General features: G+C 73.1%; 17 protein-coding genes. 15 read left to right on the forward strand and 2 right to left on the reverse strand.

The window, feature by feature from the left end; all coding sequences use genetic code 11:
- Positions 1-10 precede the first annotated feature (10 nt).
- From ACWD12_RS23380 to ACWD12_RS23415, 8 genes are all read left to right on the forward strand, one after another.
- The gene (locus tag ACWD12_RS23380; RefSeq protein ID WP_450101147.1) at positions 11-1,342 is read left to right on the forward strand and encodes a hypothetical protein; all 1,332 of its coding nucleotides are present in this window, start codon (positions 11-13) and stop codon (positions 1,340-1,342) included.
- Positions 1,339-2,373, forward strand: coding sequence for a glutamate ABC transporter substrate-binding protein (locus ACWD12_RS23385; protein WP_450101148.1), 1,035 nt, complete (start codon positions 1,339-1,341; stop codon positions 2,371-2,373). Before ACWD12_RS23380 ends, ACWD12_RS23385 begins: the two co-directional genes overlap by 4 nt.
- Entirely contained in the window at positions 2,370-3,776 is a 1,407-nt protein-coding gene (locus tag ACWD12_RS23390) for a hypothetical protein (protein ID WP_450101149.1), read from the forward strand. The genes ACWD12_RS23385 and ACWD12_RS23390 overlap by 4 nt, the downstream gene beginning before the upstream one ends.
- Complete coding sequence (locus ACWD12_RS23395) at positions 3,763-6,048, forward strand: tetratricopeptide repeat protein (protein ID WP_450101150.1); 2,286 nt, start codon at positions 3,763-3,765, stop codon at positions 6,046-6,048. The genes ACWD12_RS23390 and ACWD12_RS23395 overlap by 14 nt, the downstream gene beginning before the upstream one ends.
- Complete coding sequence (locus ACWD12_RS23400; protein WP_450101151.1) at positions 6,039-7,313, forward strand: PP2C family protein-serine/threonine phosphatase; 1,275 nt, start codon at positions 6,039-6,041, stop codon at positions 7,311-7,313. The genes ACWD12_RS23395 and ACWD12_RS23400 overlap by 10 nt, the downstream gene beginning before the upstream one ends.
- A 5-nt stretch (positions 7,314-7,318) precedes the next feature.
- Positions 7,319-8,635: a VWA domain-containing protein gene (locus tag ACWD12_RS23405; protein WP_450101152.1), complete on the forward strand. Its 1,317-nt coding sequence runs from the start codon at positions 7,319-7,321 to the stop codon at positions 8,633-8,635.
- Between the two features lie 93 nt (positions 8,636-8,728).
- Positions 8,729-9,910 (forward strand): FHA domain-containing protein, encoded by a 1,182-nt coding sequence (locus tag ACWD12_RS23410; protein ID WP_450101153.1) that lies wholly within the window; start codon positions 8,729-8,731, stop codon positions 9,908-9,910.
- 70 nt (positions 9,911-9,980) lie between these two features.
- Positions 9,981-11,630: a beta-N-acetylhexosaminidase gene (locus tag ACWD12_RS23415; protein WP_450101154.1), complete on the forward strand. Its 1,650-nt coding sequence runs from the start codon at positions 9,981-9,983 to the stop codon at positions 11,628-11,630.
- A 40-nt stretch (positions 11,631-11,670) separates the two neighbouring features.
- Here the strand turns inward: ACWD12_RS23415 and ACWD12_RS23420 are convergent, their stop codons facing one another.
- Entirely contained in the window at positions 11,671-12,327 is a 657-nt protein-coding gene (locus ACWD12_RS23420) for a DsbA family oxidoreductase (RefSeq protein WP_450101155.1), read from the reverse strand.
- A gap of 138 nt (positions 12,328-12,465) precedes the next feature.
- Between ACWD12_RS23420 and ACWD12_RS23425 the strand changes: the two genes are divergently transcribed.
- The 7 genes from ACWD12_RS23425 to ACWD12_RS23455 all read left to right on the forward strand — a co-directional run bounded on the left by ACWD12_RS23425 (position 12,466) and on the right by ACWD12_RS23455 (position 18,768).
- Positions 12,466-13,119: a class I SAM-dependent methyltransferase gene (locus ACWD12_RS23425; RefSeq protein ID WP_450101156.1), complete on the forward strand. Its 654-nt coding sequence runs from the start codon at positions 12,466-12,468 to the stop codon at positions 13,117-13,119.
- Positions 13,120-13,169: 50 nt separating this feature from the next.
- Complete coding sequence (locus ACWD12_RS23430) at positions 13,170-13,790, forward strand: MarR family winged helix-turn-helix transcriptional regulator (protein WP_450101157.1); 621 nt, start codon at positions 13,170-13,172, stop codon at positions 13,788-13,790.
- A 160-nt stretch (positions 13,791-13,950) separates the two neighbouring features.
- On the forward strand, positions 13,951-15,153 hold the full coding sequence (locus ACWD12_RS23435) for a cupin domain-containing protein (protein WP_450101158.1): 1,203 nt from the start codon (positions 13,951-13,953) through the stop codon (positions 15,151-15,153).
- Positions 15,150-16,034, forward strand: a complete 885-nt coding sequence (locus ACWD12_RS23440) for a hypothetical protein (RefSeq protein ID WP_450101159.1) — start codon at positions 15,150-15,152, stop codon at positions 16,032-16,034. The genes ACWD12_RS23435 and ACWD12_RS23440 overlap by 4 nt, the downstream gene beginning before the upstream one ends.
- The gene (gene fahA, locus ACWD12_RS23445; RefSeq protein ID WP_450101160.1) at positions 16,031-17,254 is read left to right on the forward strand and encodes a fumarylacetoacetase; all 1,224 of its coding nucleotides are present in this window, start codon (positions 16,031-16,033) and stop codon (positions 17,252-17,254) included. Before ACWD12_RS23440 ends, fahA begins: the two co-directional genes overlap by 4 nt.
- 108 nt (positions 17,255-17,362) lie before the next feature.
- On the forward strand, positions 17,363-18,136 hold the full coding sequence (locus tag ACWD12_RS23450) for a CoA transferase subunit A (protein WP_450101161.1): 774 nt from the start codon (positions 17,363-17,365) through the stop codon (positions 18,134-18,136).
- Entirely contained in the window at positions 18,136-18,768 is a 633-nt protein-coding gene (locus ACWD12_RS23455; RefSeq protein ID WP_450101162.1) for a 3-oxoacid CoA-transferase subunit B, read from the forward strand. Before ACWD12_RS23450 ends, ACWD12_RS23455 begins: the two co-directional genes overlap by 1 nt.
- Before the next feature lie 7 nt (positions 18,769-18,775).
- On the opposite strand, the gene ACWD12_RS23460 is transcribed toward ACWD12_RS23455, so the two are convergent.
- On the reverse strand, positions 18,776-19,735 hold the full coding sequence (locus tag ACWD12_RS23460) for a helix-turn-helix domain-containing protein (RefSeq protein WP_450101163.1): 960 nt from the start codon (positions 19,733-19,735) through the stop codon (positions 18,776-18,778).
- Between the last annotated feature and the right edge of the window lie 81 nt (positions 19,736-19,816).

Below are 19,816 nucleotides of genomic sequence, written 5' to 3' on the forward strand. Positions count from 1 at the left end.
GAGGTGGCGGGTGGTCACAGCGGTAGCCGGACCCGATGCCGCGTCGGTGGGGCGCCGGGCGATCGGGCGGGTGGCGCGCGGTGCGCGGACCACACCCGGGCGACTTGCCCTCGTCGGCGTGCTGCTCGTCGTGTTGTCGCTGCTCGCGGGGTTGTTCGCGTTCCTCGCGGTGCGGGAGCGGTCGCAGGCGGCGGAACGCGTCGCGACGCGGAGCGAACCGCTCGGCGTCCGCACGCAGGAGTTGTACCGCTCGCTCGCCGAGGCCGACGCCGCCGCGGCCGCCGGGTTGTTGTCGGGCGGTGTGGAGAAGAAGGAACTCCGCGAGGACTACGAGCGGTCGGCGGAGACGGCGCAGCGGACCCTGATGTCGGCGTCGTCCGCGGGCGCGTCCGGTCCGGTCGCGGAGCTGCTGAGCCGCCTGGCCGTGGAGATCCCCAAGTATCGCGAGGACGTCGCGCGGGCGAAGTCGGAGACGCGGCAGGGGCATCCGGTCGGCGCGTCGTACCTGCGCGCGGCGAGCCGGCAGATGGAGCGCGTGATCCTGCCGGCCGCCGCCGAGTTGCACGAGATCGCGGCGGGGCGGCTGCGCGACGACCACAAGGCGGCGACCGGTGTGCCGTGGACGGCGTACCTGTCCGGTGCGTTCGCGGTGGCCGCGCTGGTGGTCGCGCAGGTGATGCTCGCCCGGCGGACGAAGCGGGTCTTCAACCCCGGGCTGCTGCTCGCGTCCCTCGCGGTGGCGGCCTCGCTGGCCTGGCTCACCGTGGGACTCTCCGCCGCGCGTTCGGACTTGGCGGACAGCCGCGACGAAGGCTGGCGTCCGGTCGACGTCCTGTCGGACGCTCGGTTCGCGGTGTTGAAGGCCCGTGCGGCGGAGGGGCAGATCCTCGTCCAGAACGGGACCGACGGCGGCGTGTACGAGGCCGCGCTGACGGAGCAGTTCCGGCTTCTGCAGGCCGACGGTCCCGAGGGACTGCTGAACGCGGCCGCGCGCCGGTCGGCGGACGACACCGTCACCTCCGCACGGATTGCCGACGCCCGCGCCGCGGTCGCCGACTGGAAGGTCGCGCACGCCAACGTCAAGGAGCAGTACGACCAGACCAACTTCAAGGGCGCCGTCGCACTCGTGATCAACGACGACGGGCTCTCCCAAGTCGCCTTCGAGCGCGCCGAGAAGGCGCTCTCCGAGGCGATCGCCAAGGACCAGCAGGACTTCGAGAAGGCCGCGGACCGCGGCCGCGACGCCATGGAGGGACTGGCGGTGGGGCTCCTCGTCCTCGCGGTCGCCGCCTCCGCGGCGATCGTCGACGGGGTCCGCCGCAGGCTGGGGGAGTACCGGTGAAGCACACGGGACCGCGCGGACGGTACGGGCGGCGTACGCGGCGCACGGCCGCCGCGCTGGCCACGGGCATCGCCCTCGTGGTCGCGTCGCAGGGCGGCGCCGGCGCGGACGGCGCGCGCCGGCAGCCCCAGGCCGTCCCCGCCGCGCAGTCGGCGCCGGCCGCGCCGGCCGCGACGGACTGCGGCGACCCCAAGCTGAGCCTCCGGCCGCCCGCTTCGCTGCCGGCCCCCGGCTCGTGGCCGCAGGACAGCAAGATGGCGGAGATCGTCCGCCGCGGGTACCTGAGAGCCGGGGTGGACCAGAGCACGTACCCGTTCGGATATCTCGACCCCGTCGACGCGACCCTCAAGGGCTTCGACATCGACCTGCTGCGCGAGGTGGCGAAGGCGATCTTCGGCGACGCGGGGCCGAACCGCATCCAGTTCCGGGTGCTGCGCAACGCCGACCGCGTCCCCGCCGTCGAATCGGGGCAGGTCGACATCGTCGCGATGACGATGACCGTCAACTGCGAGCGCCGCGAGCGCGTCGACTTCTCCGACGTCTACTTCACGGCCGGGCAGCGCACACTGGTGCAGAAGGACCCGGGCCTGCCGGCGCGCGCTCGCACCGAGGGCCTGGCCGGCCTCGCCGGGTACCGCGTCTGCGCGGTCAACGGCTCGACATCGCTCACCCGCATCAAGGAACCGCAGTACCAGGCCATCCCCGTCGAGGGCGAGACCTGGGCCGACTGCCTCGTCAAACTCCAGAAAGGCGAGACGGACGCCATCTCCACCGACGACACCATCCTGGCCGGACTCCAGGCCCAGGACGCCAAGTTCACCGAAGTGGTGGGCGGCAGGATCAGCGAGGAACCGTACGGCATGGCCGTCAACAAGGAGGACCCGGAGTTCGTGCGGTTCGTCAACGCCGTGCTCGCCGACGTGAAGCGCTCCGGCCGCTGGACCGACCTGTACAAGGCGTACATCGGCACCTCGCTCGACGAGACCGTCCCGCGTCCCCCGGCGGTCACCACCTGGCGGACCGAGTCGTGACGACCCCGGGCACCTGGACGCGCGAGGACGTCGACCGCGAGATCGCCCGTCTCGACACCGAGCGCGACGGAATATCCGCCGGACTCATGGCACTCGAGGAGCACCCCGGCCGCCGCCTCCTCGAAGGGGCGGCGCTCGAAGGGCGCACCGAGGAGCGCTGGGTGGCGTGCCGCACCGACATCGCCCGGCTGTGGGAGCTGTACTCCGCCTATGGTGCCGTGCTCGACGAGGCCCGCGCGCTGCGGTCCCGGCGGTCCCGGCCGTCGCGCACCGAACTGGACGAGATGGCACGGCTGCTGACCGGTGCCAACGTGAGTGTGCCCGGCGAGGAGGTGCCGATCGGGCGGCGCGGCCTGCTCGATCCGGCCGCCTCGCCCCGCATGCTGACCTTCGACGCCGTGGTCGCCGAGATGAACACGGTCTGGCGCCGCGCGACCGAACTGGTCGCCTCCGTCGACGAGGTGTGGTCGCTCGTGCTGCCGCGCCTGGACCGGGTCGAGGCGGCGGCGACCGAGACCGCGTCGTTGGTGGACCGGCTCGGCGGTCAGGCCGCCCTCGGCGTGGAGGCCCGCGTGGTCGCCGAGGTGCGCAAGCGCCTGTCCGCCGCCCGCGCCCGGGTCGCCGCCGACCCGCTGCGCTTCGTCGGCGTGACCGCACGCTCCCGGGTCGGCGACGTCGACCTCGACGGCCTCGAACGCGACCTCAAGGGCGTGCAGGACGCCCTGCGCCAACTCCGGCTCGTCCAGGAGCGGTACGAGGAGCGCGCCCAGCGGGTGACCGGCCTCGTCGACGTGCTGGCCGCCGACGAAGCCGAGGCGCACCGCCGCCGCGCGCACGTGCTGACCCGCATCACCCGCGGCGTCCCCGACATCCCGGTCGCCGCCGCGGCGCTGCGCGCCCGCGCCGCGCAGGTGGCCGACCTGCGCCGCCGGGACGCGTGGCCGCAGCTTTCGTCGCACCTCAGCGCGCTGGAACGCGACGCGTCGGCGGCCGGGGAGCGGCTGCGCGCGGCCCGCGGCGAACTCGAGGCGCTGCTGTCCCGCCGCGACGAACTCCGCGGGCTGCTCCAGGCGTACCGTGCGATGGCGGGAGGCCGCGGGCGCGGCGAGGACGAGGTCCTGGAGGGGCTGCACCACCGGGCGTACGACGTGCTCTGGCGCGCGCCGTGCGACCTGGACGACGCGTCCCGGCTCGTCGGCGAGTACCAGCTCGCGGTCACCGCGCCAAGACCTGTGCACCATCGCGCGGTTCGGGTGGACGGGCGGGGCATACACAACGAGACCGGCGCCGGGCCGAGCACCGGGGGCGGGACCGGGACGGGAACGGGCGGCGTCGGACACACCGGCGGCCCGACGAGGGCCGAAGGGCCGAGGGGGGAAGGCGAGGGCAATGACGATCTGTAACCGTTCCGACTGCGGCACCGGGGCCATCGAGGACGGCTACTGCCTCGACTGCGGTCGGGCGCCGCTCAAGGCCGCGACGGATCCCGGCAAGTCCGCCACCGCGGGCGGCTCGGGCCTGGCGAGCGGCCTCGGCGGCGGCCTGGGCCCGAGCGGCCGGTCGGCGACGGGCACCCGGTCCGGCGTCACGTCGGGCCGGACCTCGGGGCGCACTTCGCGCCGTCAGGCCGGGGGCACCGTCGGCCGCCGGCTCGGCGCGGGCCTGGTGGAGATCCCCGCCGTCCCGGTGCGCGACCCCGCCGCGATACTCATGAAGGACCCGGCGATACCGGAGAACAGGCGCTTCTGCCGCAACGAGGACTGCGGCCGCCCGGTCGGCCGCGGGCGCGACGGCAAGCCCGGCATCGCCAACGGCTTCTGCCCGTACGACCGTACGCCCTACTCGTTCGGACCCAAGCTCGAAGCCGGCGACATGGTCGGCCAGTACCGCGTGGTCGGCTGCCTCGCCCGAGGCGGCTTCGGCTGGGTCTACCTGGCCATCGACACCGTGCTGCACGACAAGTGGGTGGTGCTCAAGGGCCTGCTCGGCAGCGGCGACCAGGACGCCCGCGACGCGGTCCTGGCCGAACAGCGGGTCCTCGCGCACGTCCAGCACGCCAACATCGTCACGATCCACAACGTCGTCACACACCAGGACCGCTACACCGGCGACCCCGAGACGTACATCGTCATGGAGTACATCGGCGGCATGTCACTCAAGGACCTGGTCGAGCGCCGCCGCACCGAACTGCAGGACCGCCGCGCGGTGTTGCCGCTCGAACAGGTGCTCGCCTACGCGATCGAGATCCTCCCGGCCTTCGGCCACCTGCACAGCCGCGGCCTGATCTACTGCGACTTCAAGCCGGACAACGTCATCCAGACCGACGACCAGCTCACGCTCATCGACATGGGCGCGGTCCGGCACGTCGACCAGGAGGACGGCGCGATCTACGGCACGATCGGCTACCAGGCGCCGGAGATCGGCGATGTGGGGCCGACCCCCGAGTCCGACCTGTACACGGTCGGGCGCACCATGGCGGTACTGAGCTTCCCCTTCGCGAACTTCACGAAAGAGTGGAAGACCTCGCTGCCGCCCGCGAGTTCGGTCCCGCTGTTCGAGGAGTTCGAGTCCTACCACCGGCTGCTGCTGCGGGCCACGCACGCCGACCCTGAGCAGCGGTTCGCGACCGCCGCCGACATGGCCGAGCAGTGCCTCGGCGTGCTGCGCGAGGTCGTCGCCAAGCGCACCGGCGAGCCCCGGCCCGCGCTGTCGGGCCTGTTCGGCCCCGAGACCCGCGTCGCGCACAGCGACGTCGCGGCCTGGAACTCCCCGGGCGCCCCGGGCGCCGTCGCCGTCGCGGCCGGCCTGCCGGTGCCGCGCGTCGACCCGTCGGACCCGGCCGCGGGCCTGCTCGCCTCGCTGCCGACCAACGACCCGGACGAACTCCTGGCGGCACTCACCGCGGCCGGCGTCGACTCGGTGGAGGCCACGCTGCGCCTGGCGTACGTCTGCATAGAACGCGGACTGGTGACGCGCGCCGAGGCGTTCCTCGACGACGTCGACCCCGACGACTGGCGACTGCTCTGGTACCGCGGTGTGGCGGCGCTCTCCGAGGGCCGCGTCAGCGACGCGCTCGCCGCGTTCGACGCGGTGCGCTCGCTGCTGCCGGGCGAGCGCGCGCCGCGTCTCGCGCTCGGCGTTTGCATGGAGCAGCACGGCCACCACGCGCAAGCCGCACGCGAGTACGAGGGGGTGTGGCACACCGACCGGTCGTACGTGAGCGCGGCGTTCGGGCTCGCCCGCTGCCGCCTCGCCTCCGGCGACCGGGCGGGCGCCGTGGCGACACTGGAGTCCGTGCCGGACACCTCCGCCTACTACGTCGCCGCGCAGACCGCGGCCCTGCGCACCCGGGTGTGCGACCGCGACCCGGCGGAGCCGCTCGAGGAGGACCTGCTGCAGGCCTCGGCCCGCCTGGACGCCCTGCCGATCGAGGGGGAGGCGCACGACCGGCTCGCCGCCGAACTCCTCGGCGCCGCACTGGCCTGGGTGCGCGAAGGGCGCCCCGGGGCGACCGGGCGCGGCGGCACCGTGCTCGACAGCGAGTTGGCGGAGCGGCCGCTGCGGTTCGCCCTCGAACGCACGTTCCGCTCGCTCGCGCGGCACGTCGACGCAACGGAGGAACGCGTGGCACTGGTGGACAAGGCCAACGAAGTACGGCCCCGGACATGGGTGTGATCGGCGTGGGTGCGGGCCAGGCGTCGCGCGGGACGGATCCGGCGGTGGGCGCACCCGCCGGATCCGCCCCGGGCGCGGTGGTCGGGTGCCCGAGCTGCGGCGTGCAGCCGCAACCCGGCCACAACTTCTGCGAGGCGTGCGGCTACGAGCTGCGCCACGCGCCTCCGCCGCCGGTCACCGAACGCGCGCCGCGCAGAGGCGAGTTCGCCAGCGCAACGTGCCGATCGTGCCGGACGTCGTCAATCGGTGCGGACGGCTGGTGCGAGTCGTGCGGCCGGGCCTACAACCCGCGCGACTCGGTCGTCACCGACCTGCGCATCGCCGCCGGCATGAGCGACCGCGGCCTGCGCCACCGCCGCAACGAGGACGCGATGGCCGTCGAGGTCATCGATTCCCCGCACGGCGGACCAAGCGTCGTGGCGGTCGTCTGCGACGGGGTCTCCTCGTCGCCGCGGCCCGACGACGCGTCCAGCACCGGAGCGCGCGCCGCCGGTGCCGCGCTGGTCGCCGCCCTGCGCGGCGGCGCCGGGCCGGAGGCGGCCACCCGGGCGGCGGCCGCCGCGGCGGCAAGTGCGGTGGCCCGGCTGGCGGGTCCGGGCGACGTGGACGGGAACGCTCCCGCGTGTACGTACGTCTCGGCCGTCGTCACCCCGGAGACGGTCACCATCGGCTGGGTCGGCGACAGCCGTGCGTACTGGCTCTCCGTCGACGACCACCCGGTGGGCGACCAGGACAGCACGCTGCCGGCCGGCGGCCCGTCGCGGCCGGCACCCGAGCCGGACCACACGCCGGTCCGCATCGCGCTGCCGGAGACCCCGCCGCCCGCGGCGTTCCCGGAGGCCGTGAGTGCGGACAGCACGATCCGCATGCCGACGCCTTCGGCGCTGCTGACGGAGGACGACTCGTGGGCCGCGCGCATGGTCGCGTGCGGCCAGTTGACCGAGGCCCAGGCGTACGCCGACAGCCGCGCACACGCCATCGTGTCCTGGCTCGGCGCCGACGCGGGCGAGGTACGGGCGCGCGTCATGACCCTCCGGCCCAACACGCCCGGCGCGGTGCTGCTGTGCAGCGACGGGTTGTGGAACTACGTACAGGCGGCGCAGACGCTCTCCGCCTTCGCGCTGCCCTACGGTCTCGCGCAGCCGATGCGCGCCGCACGGGCACTGACCGACTACGCCCTCCAGTCCGGGGGCGCCGACAACATCACCGTGGTCCTCGTCCCCTTCCCGCCCGCCGCCCACGTCGGGCCGGAACCCAAGGAGTAGCCGCAATGGCCGCCAACGAAAGCCCTTCCGGGGCGCCCGACTTCGAAGTCGAGGTCTTTCAGAACCAATACTTGCCGATGGGCGGGCGCGAGGTGCACGCGGTCGCCACGGTCACCGCGAAGGGCGAGGTGTCGGGCGGTGCCGCCCGCGGCGGCCTGGCCGCCGAGGTGATCCTCGTGGACACGTCGGGTTCGATGGACTTCCCCGGTACGAAGCTGAGTTCCGCCAAGCACGCCACCAAGGCGGCGATCGACGCGCTGCGTGAGGGCACGCTGTTCGCCGTCGTGTCGGGCACCGGCATGGCGTCGATGGTCTACCCGGCCGAAGAGCGCCTGGTCGTACTCGACGCGCACACCCGGCGTGAGGCCAAGCGCGCGGTCGACCGGCTGCGGGCGCGCGGCGGGACGGCGATAGGGCAGTGGCTGCTGGCCGCGAAGCGGCTGCTGGCTCCGTACCCGGAGGCGATCCGGCACGCGATCCTGCTCACCGACGGCAAGGACGAGAGCGAGACCGCCGCCGACCTGGCCGCCGCCATCGAGCAGTGCCAGGGCGTGTTCACGTGCGACTGCCGCGGCGTCGGCACGGACTGGGTGGTGGCGGAGCTCCGGCAGGTCGCCTCGGGACTGCTCGGCAGCCTGGACATCGTGGCCGAACCCGCCAACCTGGTCGCGGACTTCACCGCGATGATCGAGAACGCGATGGGCAAGGCGGTCGCCGACGTGGCGCTGCGGCTGCGCACCCCCGGCAGCGCGCGGGTCAAGTTCGTCAAGCAAGTACGCCCCTCCATCGAGGAACTGACGCACCGTCGCCACGACGCCGGGCCCAACATCGGCGACTACCCGACGGGTTCGTGGGGCGCGGAGAGCCGCGACTACCACGTCTGCCTGGAGGTCGAGCCGGGCGACATCGACGACCCGGTGCGCGTCGGCCTGGTGAGCCTGGTCTCGCGCGCCGCGGACGGCAGCGAGACGGAGTTGACCCGCATCGGCGTGTTCGCCGAGTGGACCGACAACGAGGAGCTGTCCACCAAGATCAGCAAGGAGGTCGCCTTCTACACCGGTCGTGCGGAGCTCGCGCAGGCGATCCAGGAGGGCCTGGAGGCGCGCCGGGACGGCCACGAGAGTGCGGCGACCGCGAAGCTCGGGCGGGCGCTCGACCTGGCGAAGGAGTCCGGGGACGAGCACACCGCCAAGTTGATCAAGAATGTCGTCGACGAAGACCCGGTGACCGGGACCATCAAGCTGCGGCGCAAGGTGTCGGACGAGGACGAGATGACGCTGGACACGGCATCGGTGAAGACGTCCCGGTTGCGGACCTCGTAACCTGCCGACCGGCAAAACACCCGAAATTCGTCCGCATGCCGAACCGCCGGGCCCCGGCGCGCGTCGTCGTCACGGAAGACAGGAGGCGCTGACATGGCGATATGCCCGCGCGGCCACAACTCGATCGCCGAGGACTTCTGCGACGCGTGCGGCAGGCCGATCGGTCGGCAGGCCATGCCCCAGCCGCAGTACGCGGGGTCGGCGCCGGAGTACGCCCCGGTGCCCGGCGAACCCTGTCCGGTCTGCCACACGCCGCGCGACAGCGCCACCCGGTTCTGCGAGGCGTGCGGGTACGAGTTCGACGCGGACCCGGGCCCGCAATACGGGGCGGGGCAGTCGTCGCAGTACCCGCAGACCGACGGCGGGCAGGGCTACGCCGCGACCGGGCAGAGCACCGGGTACGACTACTCCGCGGGGCAGCCGCCGCAGCCGGACTACCCGAGCCAGGGCGGCTACCCCGACCCGGGCGGTTACTCCACCCAGGGAGGTCAGAGCGGACAGGGCGGCGGTCAGGGCGGCCAAGGCGGCGGGCACGGCGTCCACAGCGCGCCGACCGGCCACGGCGGACGGCCGGAGCAGCCCGGTTACTCGGGGCAGAACACCGGCGGCAGCGGGCCCGGTCAGCCGACGGCGCCGCCCGGCCCGCAGCAGTACGGGTACACACCGCAGACCAGCACGCCCGCGGGCTACCCGCCGGGCGAGTCGTACTCCGCCGGGAGCTATCAAGAGCCGTCGTACACCGACCAGTGGGGCGGCGGCACGGTCGTCGGCTCGGGGCCGGTCGCGGTGCCGCCGCGGCCGCCCATGCTGCCGGCCGACTACCACCCCGGCACGGCGCCCCCGGCCACCCAGACCGGGTACGTCTGGACCGTGCGGGTCACCGCCGATGCCGAGTATTTCGAGCGGGTCGTGTCCCAGGGCGGCCCGGACGCACACGCGATGCGGTTCCCGCCATACCACGAGACGTGGACCGTCGCGCTGGAGGGCGAACGCATGCGCGTCGGTCGGCGGCGGGCGGGTGCCGCGGGGGCGGACGTCCCGGAGATCGACCTGTCCGGTCCGCCCTCGGACCCGGGCATATCGCACCTGCACGTGGTGCTGATGGGCCGGCAGGACGGATCGTGGCAGCTCGTCGACCCCGGGTCGACGAACGGCACGACGCTGAACGGCGGCAAGCGGGCCATCGAGTTCAACCTGCCGGTGGATCTGCACGACGGCGACCGCATCCACGTCGGCGCGTGGACCACGCTCGAGGTCAATCTGCGGGCCCGGTGACCCCGTCCCGGAACTGATCGCCGTCTAGAGTTCACCGAACCGGCGTTCGGAATCGACCACGGGGGTGTCCATGCGCGGTGGCGCCAAGCGGATCTGGGCAGTTGCCGTCGCACTGCTGCTCATCGGGCTGGCGGCGTGGGGGACCACCGAGTTGGTCTCCGGCGACGACGGCTCCGGCGGCTCGGGTGGATCCGGCGGCGGCGCCAAGGGACCGGCGGCCGCGGCTCCCGCGCGCGTCCCGCCGGGGTACGACACGATCGTGCCGGCCCCCGTGAGCGCCACGGCCGCCCCCGGAGTCACCTGGACACTCGCCGACGACACGGTGCTCTTCACCGAGCCGGGATCCCCCGACGCCGCCCGGGTGGGCGCGCTGCTCGCCGGAATGCTCCGGCCCGCGACCGGATATGCGCTGCCGGTCCGAGAATTCGACGAGGACGCACCGCCGTCCGGCATCGCCCTCGTCCTCGAACCCGACGGCCCGGACGGCGTCGAGGGCTACCGCCTCACCGTGACCGCGGAGGCCGTCGAGATCCGCGCGGCACGGTCGGCCGGACTCGTCAACGGCGTGCAGACGCTACGCCAACTGCTGCCCGTGGACATCGAGTCGAAGACGCGGGCGGCGGGCCCGTGGACCGTGCCGGGCGGCAGCGTCACCGACATGCCGCGGTACGCGTACCGCGGCATGATGCTCGACATCGTGCGGCAGTACTTCACCCCCGAGGAGGTACGCCGCCTCGCCGACGGCATCTCCCGCTACAAGTTCAACTACCTGCACCTGCGCATGACCGACGACCAGGGCTGGCGCATCGCGGTCGACGGGCTGCCCAGGCTGACCGAGGTCGGCGGGGCCACCCAGGTCGGCGGCGGACCGGGCGGGTTCTGGACGCAGCAGGACTACCGCGAGGTCGTGGCGTACGCGGCGGAGCGCGGCCTGACGCTGGTTCCGGAGATCGCGCTGCCGGGGCACACCAACGCGGCGCTCGTGGCGTACCCCGAACTGGGCTGCGACGGGCGTGAGTACGAGCCGTACACCGGCATCGACGTCGGCTTCAGCACGCTGTGCGTGGAGAGCGAGAAGACCTACGAGTTCGTGGACGAGGTGATCGGCCAGATCGCCGCGCTGACCCCCGGGCCGTACGTGCACATCGGCGGCGACGAGGCGCACACCCTCAAGCCCGAGCAGTTCGCGGCGTTCATGCGGCGCGCCCAGGCCATCGTGCAGAAGCACGGCAAGACGGTCATGGCCTGGCACCAGCTCGCCGACGCGCCGCCGGTGCCCGGGGCCGTCGTGCAGTACTGGAACCAGCAGGGGCGCGAGGCGGACATGATCGTCGACGCGGCACAGGCGGGGGCGAAGGTCGTGCTGTCCCCGTCCGACCACGTCTACCTGGACATGAAGTACGACGATGCCGACGAGCTCGGCCTCACCTGGGGCGGGACCGTCGACGTCCGGCAGTCCTACGAGTGGGAGCCGGCCACGCTTCTCGACGGAGTGCCCGCCGAGGCGGTCATCGGCGTCGAGGCCCCGCTGTGGGGCGAGACGCTGAACAGCTTCGCCGACGCCGAGTACATGGCCTTCCCCCGCATCGCGGGCGTGTCCGAGATCGGCTGGTCGGCCCCCGAGGCACGCGGCTGGGACGGCTACCGGACGCGCCTGGCGGCCCAGCTGCCGCGCTGGGACCTGGCCGGGATCGGCTACGCGAAGCGCGACCTCGACTGACGGCGACCGCGTCCCACGGGGCGCCCCCGCGGCGGCCCCGTCAGGCGGACGGCTGCTTGCCCAGCTCCTCGGTCACCTGCTCCAGCACCTGCAGGAAGGTCGCGGTCTCCTGGGCGCCCTGGACCGCCCACTTGCCCTGGAAGACGAACGTCGGGACGGCCGTCACCCCGATCTCCCGGGCCTCGTCGATCGCCTGCCGCACCTGCGCGAGACCCTCGTCGGACGCCAGGAACGCGGCCGTGCGGTCGCGGTCGAGCCCGGCCTCGGCGGCCAGCTCCGTCAGCTTCCCGTGGTCGCCGACGTCGAGGCCTTCGCCGAAGTAGCCCCGCAGCAGGCGTTCCTTGAGGGCGGCCTGCGTCTCCCGGCCGTACTCCTCCAACGCGTGCCAGAGCAGCCGGTGCCCGGTGAAGGTGTTGGCCGACAGCGCGCTGTCGAAGTCGAAGGCGATGCCCTCGGCCTGTCCGATCTCGTTCAGCCGGGCGTGCATCGCGGGCAGTTGCTCGCGGCCGAACTTGACCGCGAGGCGCTCCGACAGCGGCTCGGCCTTCTCGGGCGTGGACGGATCGAGCTGGTACGGGCGGTACACGACCTCGACGCCGGCACCGCCCGGGAAGGCGGCGAGCGCCTTCTCGAAGCGCCGTTTCCCCACGTAGCACCAGGGACAAGCGATGTCGCTGTACACCTCGACCTGCAACACGACAGTTCCTTCCGGTACGCGTCCCCGACCAGGCGCGACCGGCGGCGACCGGCCCGCATCCCCGTTGACCAACAGGGCCGCGTCCGGATTTGTTCCGCCCGGTGGCGGCGGCGTTGGCGTAGGTTCAGGGGTGAGCGCGTGCCGGGCCGGAACGATCCCTGGGGGTACGTCATGGCGGAGCGGGGCCACTGGATCTTCGCGGCGTTCTACCGCCGCATCTGCGACGTGAGCGACCGGGCGGGCTTCGGGAAGGTGCGCGCGAGGCTGATCGGCGGCGCGACCGGCGACGTCCTGGAGATCGGGGCGGGTGTCGGCGGCAACCTGCCGTACTACGCGAACGCCGACCACGTCTGCCTGGTCGAGCCGGATCCCGCGATGCGCAAGGCGCTGGCGGCGCGGCTCGGGCGCTCGCCGGTGGCGGCCGAGATCGGGACGGGCACCGCGGAGGAGACGCCGTACCCCGACGGGCGGTTCGACACCGTGGTGTCGTCGCTCGTGCTGTGCACCGTCGACGACATCGACCGGTCGGCGGCCGAGGCGCGGCGAGTGCTCAAGCCCGGCGGGACCTTCCTGTTCGTCGAGCACGTGGGCTCGCCCGATCCGAAGGCGCGCCGCCGCCAGGAGCGGGTGGAGCCGGTCTGGCGGCGCCTGTTCGGCGGGTGCCGACTGACCAGGGACCCGGTCGCGGCGCTGGAGAAGGCCGGGTTCACCGAGATCCGCACCGAGACGGTCGACCTCGGCCGGCAGCCCGGACTCACCAAGCCGGTCATCCTCGGGAGCGCGCGGGCGTAGGGCTGTGTGTTCGATCCCGCCGGGGTGTGGGCTGCGCGTAGCCTGACGCTGTGCCAGACCCTCCCGCGTCATCCCCGTCGTCGCCGGCCTCGCCGGCTCGCCCGACCGCGCCCCGGACCGGGGCCGCGCCCGCGTCGGCCGCGCCGGGGGAGGCGGACGGCGTCGACTTCCTCTCGTTCGTCGATTTCGCGGTGCGGCGCGCGGCGCGCCGGCAGCCGGGGATCGACACCGAGGCGCTGCGGATGATCCTGCTGATCAACCGGGTGTCGAACGTCGTGACGTACGACCTGGAGTCGGCCGTGCACCGCCCGCAGGGCTGGACCTGGTCGGCCTTCCGGCTGCTCAACGTGCTGTGGCTGGCCGGGCCTACCGAGGGCAAGCGCATCGCCGAGATGTCCGGGATGAGCCGTGCGGCGATCTCCAGTCTCGCCAACACGCTGGAGAAGCAGGGTTTGGTCGCGCGCGAGCCCGCCCCGCACGACGGCCGGGCGGTCACCCTGCGGCTCACCGAGGCCGGCGAGGGCGCGCTGGCGGCCGCCTACCGCGCGCAGAACGCCCGTGAGCGCCAGTGGGCCGAGGCGCTGACGGACGCCGAGCGGGCGACGTTCGTCGAGCTCCTGGGCAAGGTCGCGGCGCACGCGACAGGCGACTGGGTGCGGCGCAGGGACTGACCGCGGTACCAACATCGCCGTTCCGCGAGGCTGGCGGAGGCCGCGAACCCGGTGCTAGAAATAGTAAAAGGTTTTACAGAGTGATCCGATTGGATCCGGCGGATGCCGGGAACGGGACAACGCAGACCGGCACCCGGCGACGAGGACGAAGGTGTGAGTCATGGCCTACTACCGGCGACTGGGGTCCGTGCCGCCCAAGCGGCACACCCAGCACCGCACCCCGGAAGGGGGCCTGTACTACGAGGAGCTGATGGGTGAGGAGGGCTTCTTCTCCGACTCCTCGCTGCTCTACCACCGCGGCATCCCCTCCGCGATCGTCGACGCGCGCGTGTGGGACCTGCCCGACCAGGCCACCACCCCCAACCATCCGCTCAAGCCCCGGCACCTCAAGCTCCACGACCTGTTCCCCGGGCAGGAGTGGAAGGCCGCCGACGCCGTCACCGGCCGGCGCCTCGTGCTCGGCAACGCCGACGTGCGCATCTCGTACGTCGTCGCGGGCGCCCCCAGCGAGCTGTACCGCAACGGGCTGGGCGACGAGTGCGTCTACATCGAGTCCGGCACCGCCCTCGTGGAGACGGTCTTCGGGGCGCTCACCGTCGGCCAGGGCGACTACGTCCTGCTGCCGCGCTCGACCACGCACCGGTGGGTGCCCACCGGCGACGAGCCACTGCGGGCGTACTGCATCGAGGCCAACAGCCACATCGCGCCGGCCCGCCGCTACCTCTCCAAGTACGGCCAGTTCCTGGAACACGCCCCGTTCTGCGAGCGCGACCTGCGCGGCCCCGAGGAGACCCTGACGGCGGAAGGCGCCGACGTCGACGTGCTGGTCAAGCACCGCGGCGCGCACGGCGGCCCGGTCGGCACCCGCTACACCTACCCGGAGCACCCCTTCGACGTGGTGGGCTGGGACGGCTGCCTGTACCCGTATGCCTTCAACATCGCCGACTTCGAGCCGATCACCGGGCGGGTCCACCAACCCCCGCCCGTACACCAGGTGTTCGAAGGCGACAACTTCGTCGTCTGCAACTTCGTGCCGCGCAAAGTGGACTACCACCCGCTCGCGATCCCGGTGCCGTACTACCACTCGAACGTGGACTCCGACGAAGTCATGTTCTACTGCGGCGGCAACTACGAGGCCCGCAAGGGCTCCGGCATCGGGCAGGGCTCGATCTCCCTGCACCCGGGCGGCCACGCGCACGGCCCGCAGCCGGGGGCGTACGAGCGCAGCATCGGCGCCGACTTCTTCGACGAACTCGCCGTCATGGTCGACACCTTCCGCCCGCTCGAACTGGGTGAGGGGGGCACGGCGGCCGAGGACCCCGGGTACGCCTGGACCTGGTCCGGACGGGGGCCCGCCCGATGAACCCGCCCGAACCCGCCGTGATCCCACCGCTGTTCACCGAACTCGTCGACGACGCCGCCATCTTCCCGCCCGGCAACCTCCCGCTCGCCGAGGCGGTCGAGGCCCACCACGCGCACCGCGCCGCCTGGTACGCCGACCTCGTCGGCCAGTTCCTGGTCGGCTCCGCCCGCACCGCCGACCTCGCGGCCCTCGCCGACCCGGAACGCCCGCTGCGGGTGGGCGTCGTGGTCGCGGGCGGCGCGGCGGCCGTCGGCGACGCGGTACGCATCGTGCTGGAGACGCCGGGACTCGTCCTCGCCGGCGTCGAGGCCGCCGGCGACCCGGCCGACATCGTCCGGGCGTACCACGAACACCTGCCCGAGGGCGTTCCGGGAGCCGTGGAGGTCGCCGCCGACGAGAGCATGCCGGACGCCCTCGACGCCCTCGCGGAGACCCGGCACCGCGCCAAGTTCCGCACCGGCGGCACGGTCGCCGACGCGTTCCCCGAGGACGGCCGCCTCGCCGCGTTCCTCTCCGGATGCGTCGCGCGCGAACTGCCCTTCAAGCTGACCGCCGGACTGCACAACGCGGTGCGCCACACCGACCCCGTGACCGGCTTCCGACACCACGGCTTCCTCAACGTCCTGACCGCGCTGCGCATCGCGCAGGCCGACCAGGCGGCCGGCCTGCCACCGGTCGTGCACAGCATCGCTGCGGCCCTGGGCGAGGCCGACCCGGCCGTCGTCGCGGAGCGGATCGGCCGTACCGCCGCCGCGCACGGCGCCGAATACCGGGCCGCGTTCACCGCTTTCGGCTCGTGCAGCATCGCCGAACCCCTCGCCGACCTCGTCGCCCTGGGCCTGATCGCCCTGCCCGCGGACCCGAAGGAGCACACCCCGTGACGTCCACCTGGCTCGCGGTCCCCGCCGACCACCCGTTCGGCATCGGCAACCTGCCGTACGGCGTCCACACCACGACCGAGGACCCGGCGCCGCGCATCGGCGTCGCGATCGGCGACCACGTGCTCGACGCCGGGGCGGTCGCCCAGGCCACCGGCTCCGACCACGCCCCGGTCCTCTCCGCGGCCGACCTCAACCCGCTCATGGCCGCGGGGCGCGCGGTATGGACCACCGTGCGCGCGGAGATCACCGCTTGGCTGACCGACACCGCGTACCGCCGCGAGGTCGAGGCGAACCTGACGCCCCGCCAGGACGTGGCGATGCGGCTGCCGTTCGCCGTCGGCGACTACGTGGACTTCTACGCGTCCGAGAACCACGCCCGCAACATCGGCCGGATCTTCCGGCCGGACGCCGAACCGCTGACACCGAACTGGAAGCACCTGCCCATCGGTTACCACGGTCGCTCCGGAACCGTCGTGGTGTCGGGCACGGACATCGTCCGCCCGTCGGGCCAACGCAAGGCTCCGGCCGACGCCGCCCCGACCTACGGCCCGTGCCTACGCCTCGACATCGAGGCCGAGGTCGGCTTCGTCGTGGGCACGCCCACCCAAATGGGCATGCAGGTGCCCCTAAGCGCCTTTCGCGACCACGTCTTCGGCGTCTTCCTGGTCAACGACTGGTCGGCGCGGGACATCCAGGCGTGGGAGTACGTGCCGCTCGGCCCGTTCCTCGGCAAGTCCTTCGCCACCTCCGTCTCCCCGTGGGTCGTGCCGCTGGACGCGCTCGCCCACGCATGGGTGGAACCACCCGCGCGCGACGTCGAGCCGCTGCCGTACCTCGACGACCGGGCGGGCGAACCCGGCGGCCTGGACCTGGCGATCGAGGTCGCACTCAACGGACACACGGTCTCGCGGCCGCCGTTCCGCACCATGTACTGGACCGCCGCGCAGCAACTCGCGCACATGACGGTCAACGGCGCGTCGCTGCGTACCGGCGACTTCTACGCCTCGGGCACGGTCAGCGGGCCCGAGGTGGACCAGCGAGGTGCGCTCATCGAGATCACCTGGAACGGCCGCGAGCCGGTCAAGCTGCCGGACGGGTCCACGCGCGCCTTCCTGGAGGACGGCGACGAGGTCGTCGTCACCGCCACCGCGCCGGGACCGGACGGCACCCGCATCGGCTTCGGCGAGGTGGCCGGCCGCGTCGTCCCGACGCGCGGCTGACGCACCGGACTTCGGCGGCAGGCGTCCGTCGGCGGATGGCCGTCGGCGGATGTCCCGCGAGCCCGCCGACGGCGACATTCGACGACAGGAATCCGGCAGGGGAATCCCATGAACAAGGTGGCGGCCTCGGCGGCCGACGCGGTCGCGGACATAGCCGACGGCGCGACGATCGCCGTCGGCGGATTCGGGCTCTGCGGCATCCCGTCCGTACTCATCCGAGCGCTGTACGAGCGGGGCACGGGCGCCCTGTCCGTCGTCTCCGACAGCTTCGGCGTGGACGACCTGGGGCTCGGACTGCTCCTCGGCGCGGGCCGCATCGCCCGCGCGACCGGCTCCTGCCTGGGTGAGAACAAGGAGTTCGCCCGGCAGTACCTGGCCGGCGAGATCGAACTCGAACTCACCCCGCAGGGCACGCTCGCCGAACGCCTGCGGGCCGGCGGCTGCGGCATCCCCGCCTTCTACACGCCCGCGGGCGTCGGCACCCCGGTCGCCGAGGGCGGCCTGCTGCTGCGCTACGGCCCGGACGGCGGCGTGGCGGTCGCCTCGCCGCCCAAGGAGGTCCGCACCTTCGACGGCGTCGAGTACGTCCTCGAACACGGCATCACCACCGAGTACGCCCTCGTCCGCGCCGCGCGCGGCGACCGGCACGGCAACCTCGTCTTCGAGCGCTCCGCCCGCAACTTCAACCCGCTCGCGGCGATGGCCGGACGCGTCACCGTCGCCGAGGTCGAGGAGATCGTCCCGCCCGGTGAACTCGACCCCGACGAGATCCACCTGCCCGGCGTGTTCGTGCAGCGCGTCGTCCCCCTCACCTGGGAGCAGGCGGCCGACAAGCACCTGGAGAAACGCACCGTCCGCGCCGTTCCGGCGGGGCCGCGCTGATGGCCTGGACCCGCGACCAGATGGCGGCCCGCGCGGCGGCCGAACTGACCGACGGAACGTACGTGAACCTCGGCGCCGGACTGCCCGCCCTGGTGCCCAACCACGTTCCGCCCGGCGTCGAGGTCGTCGTCCAGTCCGAGAACGGCCTGTTGGGGGTGGGCGGGTACCCGGCCGTGCACGACGTCGACCCGGACCTGATCAACGTGGGCAAGGAGACCGTCACGCTGCTCCCCGGCGGGAGCACCTTCGACTCGGCCCTCGCCTTCGGCATGATCCGCGGCGGCCACATCGACGCCGCGATCCTCGGCGGGCTCCAGGTGTCCGCGCGCGGCGACCTCGCCAACTGGGCCGTGTCCGGCAGCCTGGTCAAGGGCATGGGCGGGGCCATGGACCTGGTCCACGGTGCCCGCAAGGTCATCGTGCTCATGGAGCACGTCGCCCGCGACGGCAGCCACAAGATCGTCGAGGAGTGCACACTCCCGTTCACCGGCCGCGCCTGCGTCCAGCGCATCATCACCGACCTCGCGGTCCTGGACGTCGCGCCGGACGGCCTCCACCTCGTCGAACTCGCCCCCGACGTCACCGAGTCCGAACTCCGCGCCAAGACCACCCCCGACATCCGCACCCGCTGACCCGCCGCTACCTCTCGTCGCCGGCCCGGCTGCGCCAGGCGCTCGGGGTGACGCCGTACGCGGCCCGGAAGCGGCGGCCGAAGTGGGTCGGGTCGCTGAAGCCCCAGCGGCGGGCGATCACCGCGACGGTACGCGTGGCGGCGGCCGGGTCCGCGAGTTCGTCGCGGGCGCCGCGCAGGCGCTCGCCGATGACCCACTGTTCGAGGCTGAAGCCGGCCTGGGCGCAGATCTTGTACAGGTAGCGGACCGAGATGTTATGGGCGGCCGCGACGGATTCGGGGGACAGATCGGGGTCGGTGAGACGGGCGCGTACGTACTCGCGGACCCGGGTGAGCAGGATCTCGGCGAGGACGGGACGTCCCGATGCGCCCGAGCGGCCGGCGGAGACGAGTAGCGCTCGGGCCAACTCGATGCTCGCGGACCCCAGTTCCAAGGCTCCGGCGTCGTCGGACAGCAGCGCCGCCTCGGCGGTGATGCGCCGCACGTGCTCGATCACCAGGTTGTAGACCGGACTTGCCGGCAGCCGGGTCATGGCGCGGCGGATGACGTCGACGGGCACGCCCAGCTGGTCGATCGGCACCTGGAGCGTCGCGGCGCCGCCCGCGCCGGACCACGAGAAGTCGTACGGGGCACTGAGGTCGGCGATCATCAACCCGCCCGGCGGCACCAGCTGTTCGGCGGCGTACTGCACATGGCGGCCGGCCGCGCGGGTCTGCACCGATAATGCGATCATCGGCGACATCGATTTGCGGGACTGCTTGGGGGTGCGCAGGAGCCGGAAGCCCGAGGACGAGGTGCGCAGCACGCGGGCCCCGCCGAGCTGCCATTCCTCGACGCGTGTGTGCAGCGTGTGCGCGGGTGCCTCGTGGATGACGTAACAAGGCGCGACAGCCTCGACCATCGCGGTGTACACCGCGTCGACCCTTTCCGCGACGGGTAGTTCCGTCGTGTCGATGAGGACGGTCATCGCACACCCTTCCGAACGAGGCGCCCCCGTGATCCGGATGTTCCCGGTGCCGGGCGGGTCCGACCGGTCGTGGCCGGGAGT

The sequence above is a fragment of the Streptodolium elevatio genome (assembly GCF_053592165.1).

Bases quoted from the DNA above. Each gene is read 5' to 3' on its own strand.
- ACWD12_RS23395 (WP_450101150.1), top strand. From the start codon at position 3,763: ATGACGATCTGTAACCGTTCCGACTGCGGCACCGGGGCCATCGAGGAC.
- ACWD12_RS23400 (WP_450101151.1), top strand. From the start codon at position 6,039: ATGGGTGTGATCGGCGTGGGTGCGGGCCAGGCGTCGCGCGGGACGGAT.
- ACWD12_RS23405 (WP_450101152.1), top strand. From the start codon at position 7,319: ATGGCCGCCAACGAAAGCCCTTCCGGGGCGCCCGACTTCGAAGTCGAG.
- ACWD12_RS23410 (WP_450101153.1), top strand. From the start codon at position 8,729: ATGGCGATATGCCCGCGCGGCCACAACTCGATCGCCGAGGACTTCTGC.
- ACWD12_RS23415 (WP_450101154.1), top strand. From the start codon at position 9,981: ATGCGCGGTGGCGCCAAGCGGATCTGGGCAGTTGCCGTCGCACTGCTG.
- ACWD12_RS23435 (WP_450101158.1), top strand. From the start codon at position 13,951: ATGGCCTACTACCGGCGACTGGGGTCCGTGCCGCCCAAGCGGCACACC.
- ACWD12_RS23440 (WP_450101159.1), top strand. From the start codon at position 15,150: ATGAACCCGCCCGAACCCGCCGTGATCCCACCGCTGTTCACCGAACTC.
- ACWD12_RS23450 (WP_450101161.1), top strand. From the start codon at position 17,363: ATGAACAAGGTGGCGGCCTCGGCGGCCGACGCGGTCGCGGACATAGCC.
- ACWD12_RS23455 (WP_450101162.1), top strand. From the start codon at position 18,136: ATGGCCTGGACCCGCGACCAGATGGCGGCCCGCGCGGCGGCCGAACTG.
- ACWD12_RS23460 (WP_450101163.1), bottom strand. From the start codon at position 19,735: ATGACCGTCCTCATCGACACGACGGAACTACCCGTCGCGGAAAGGGTC.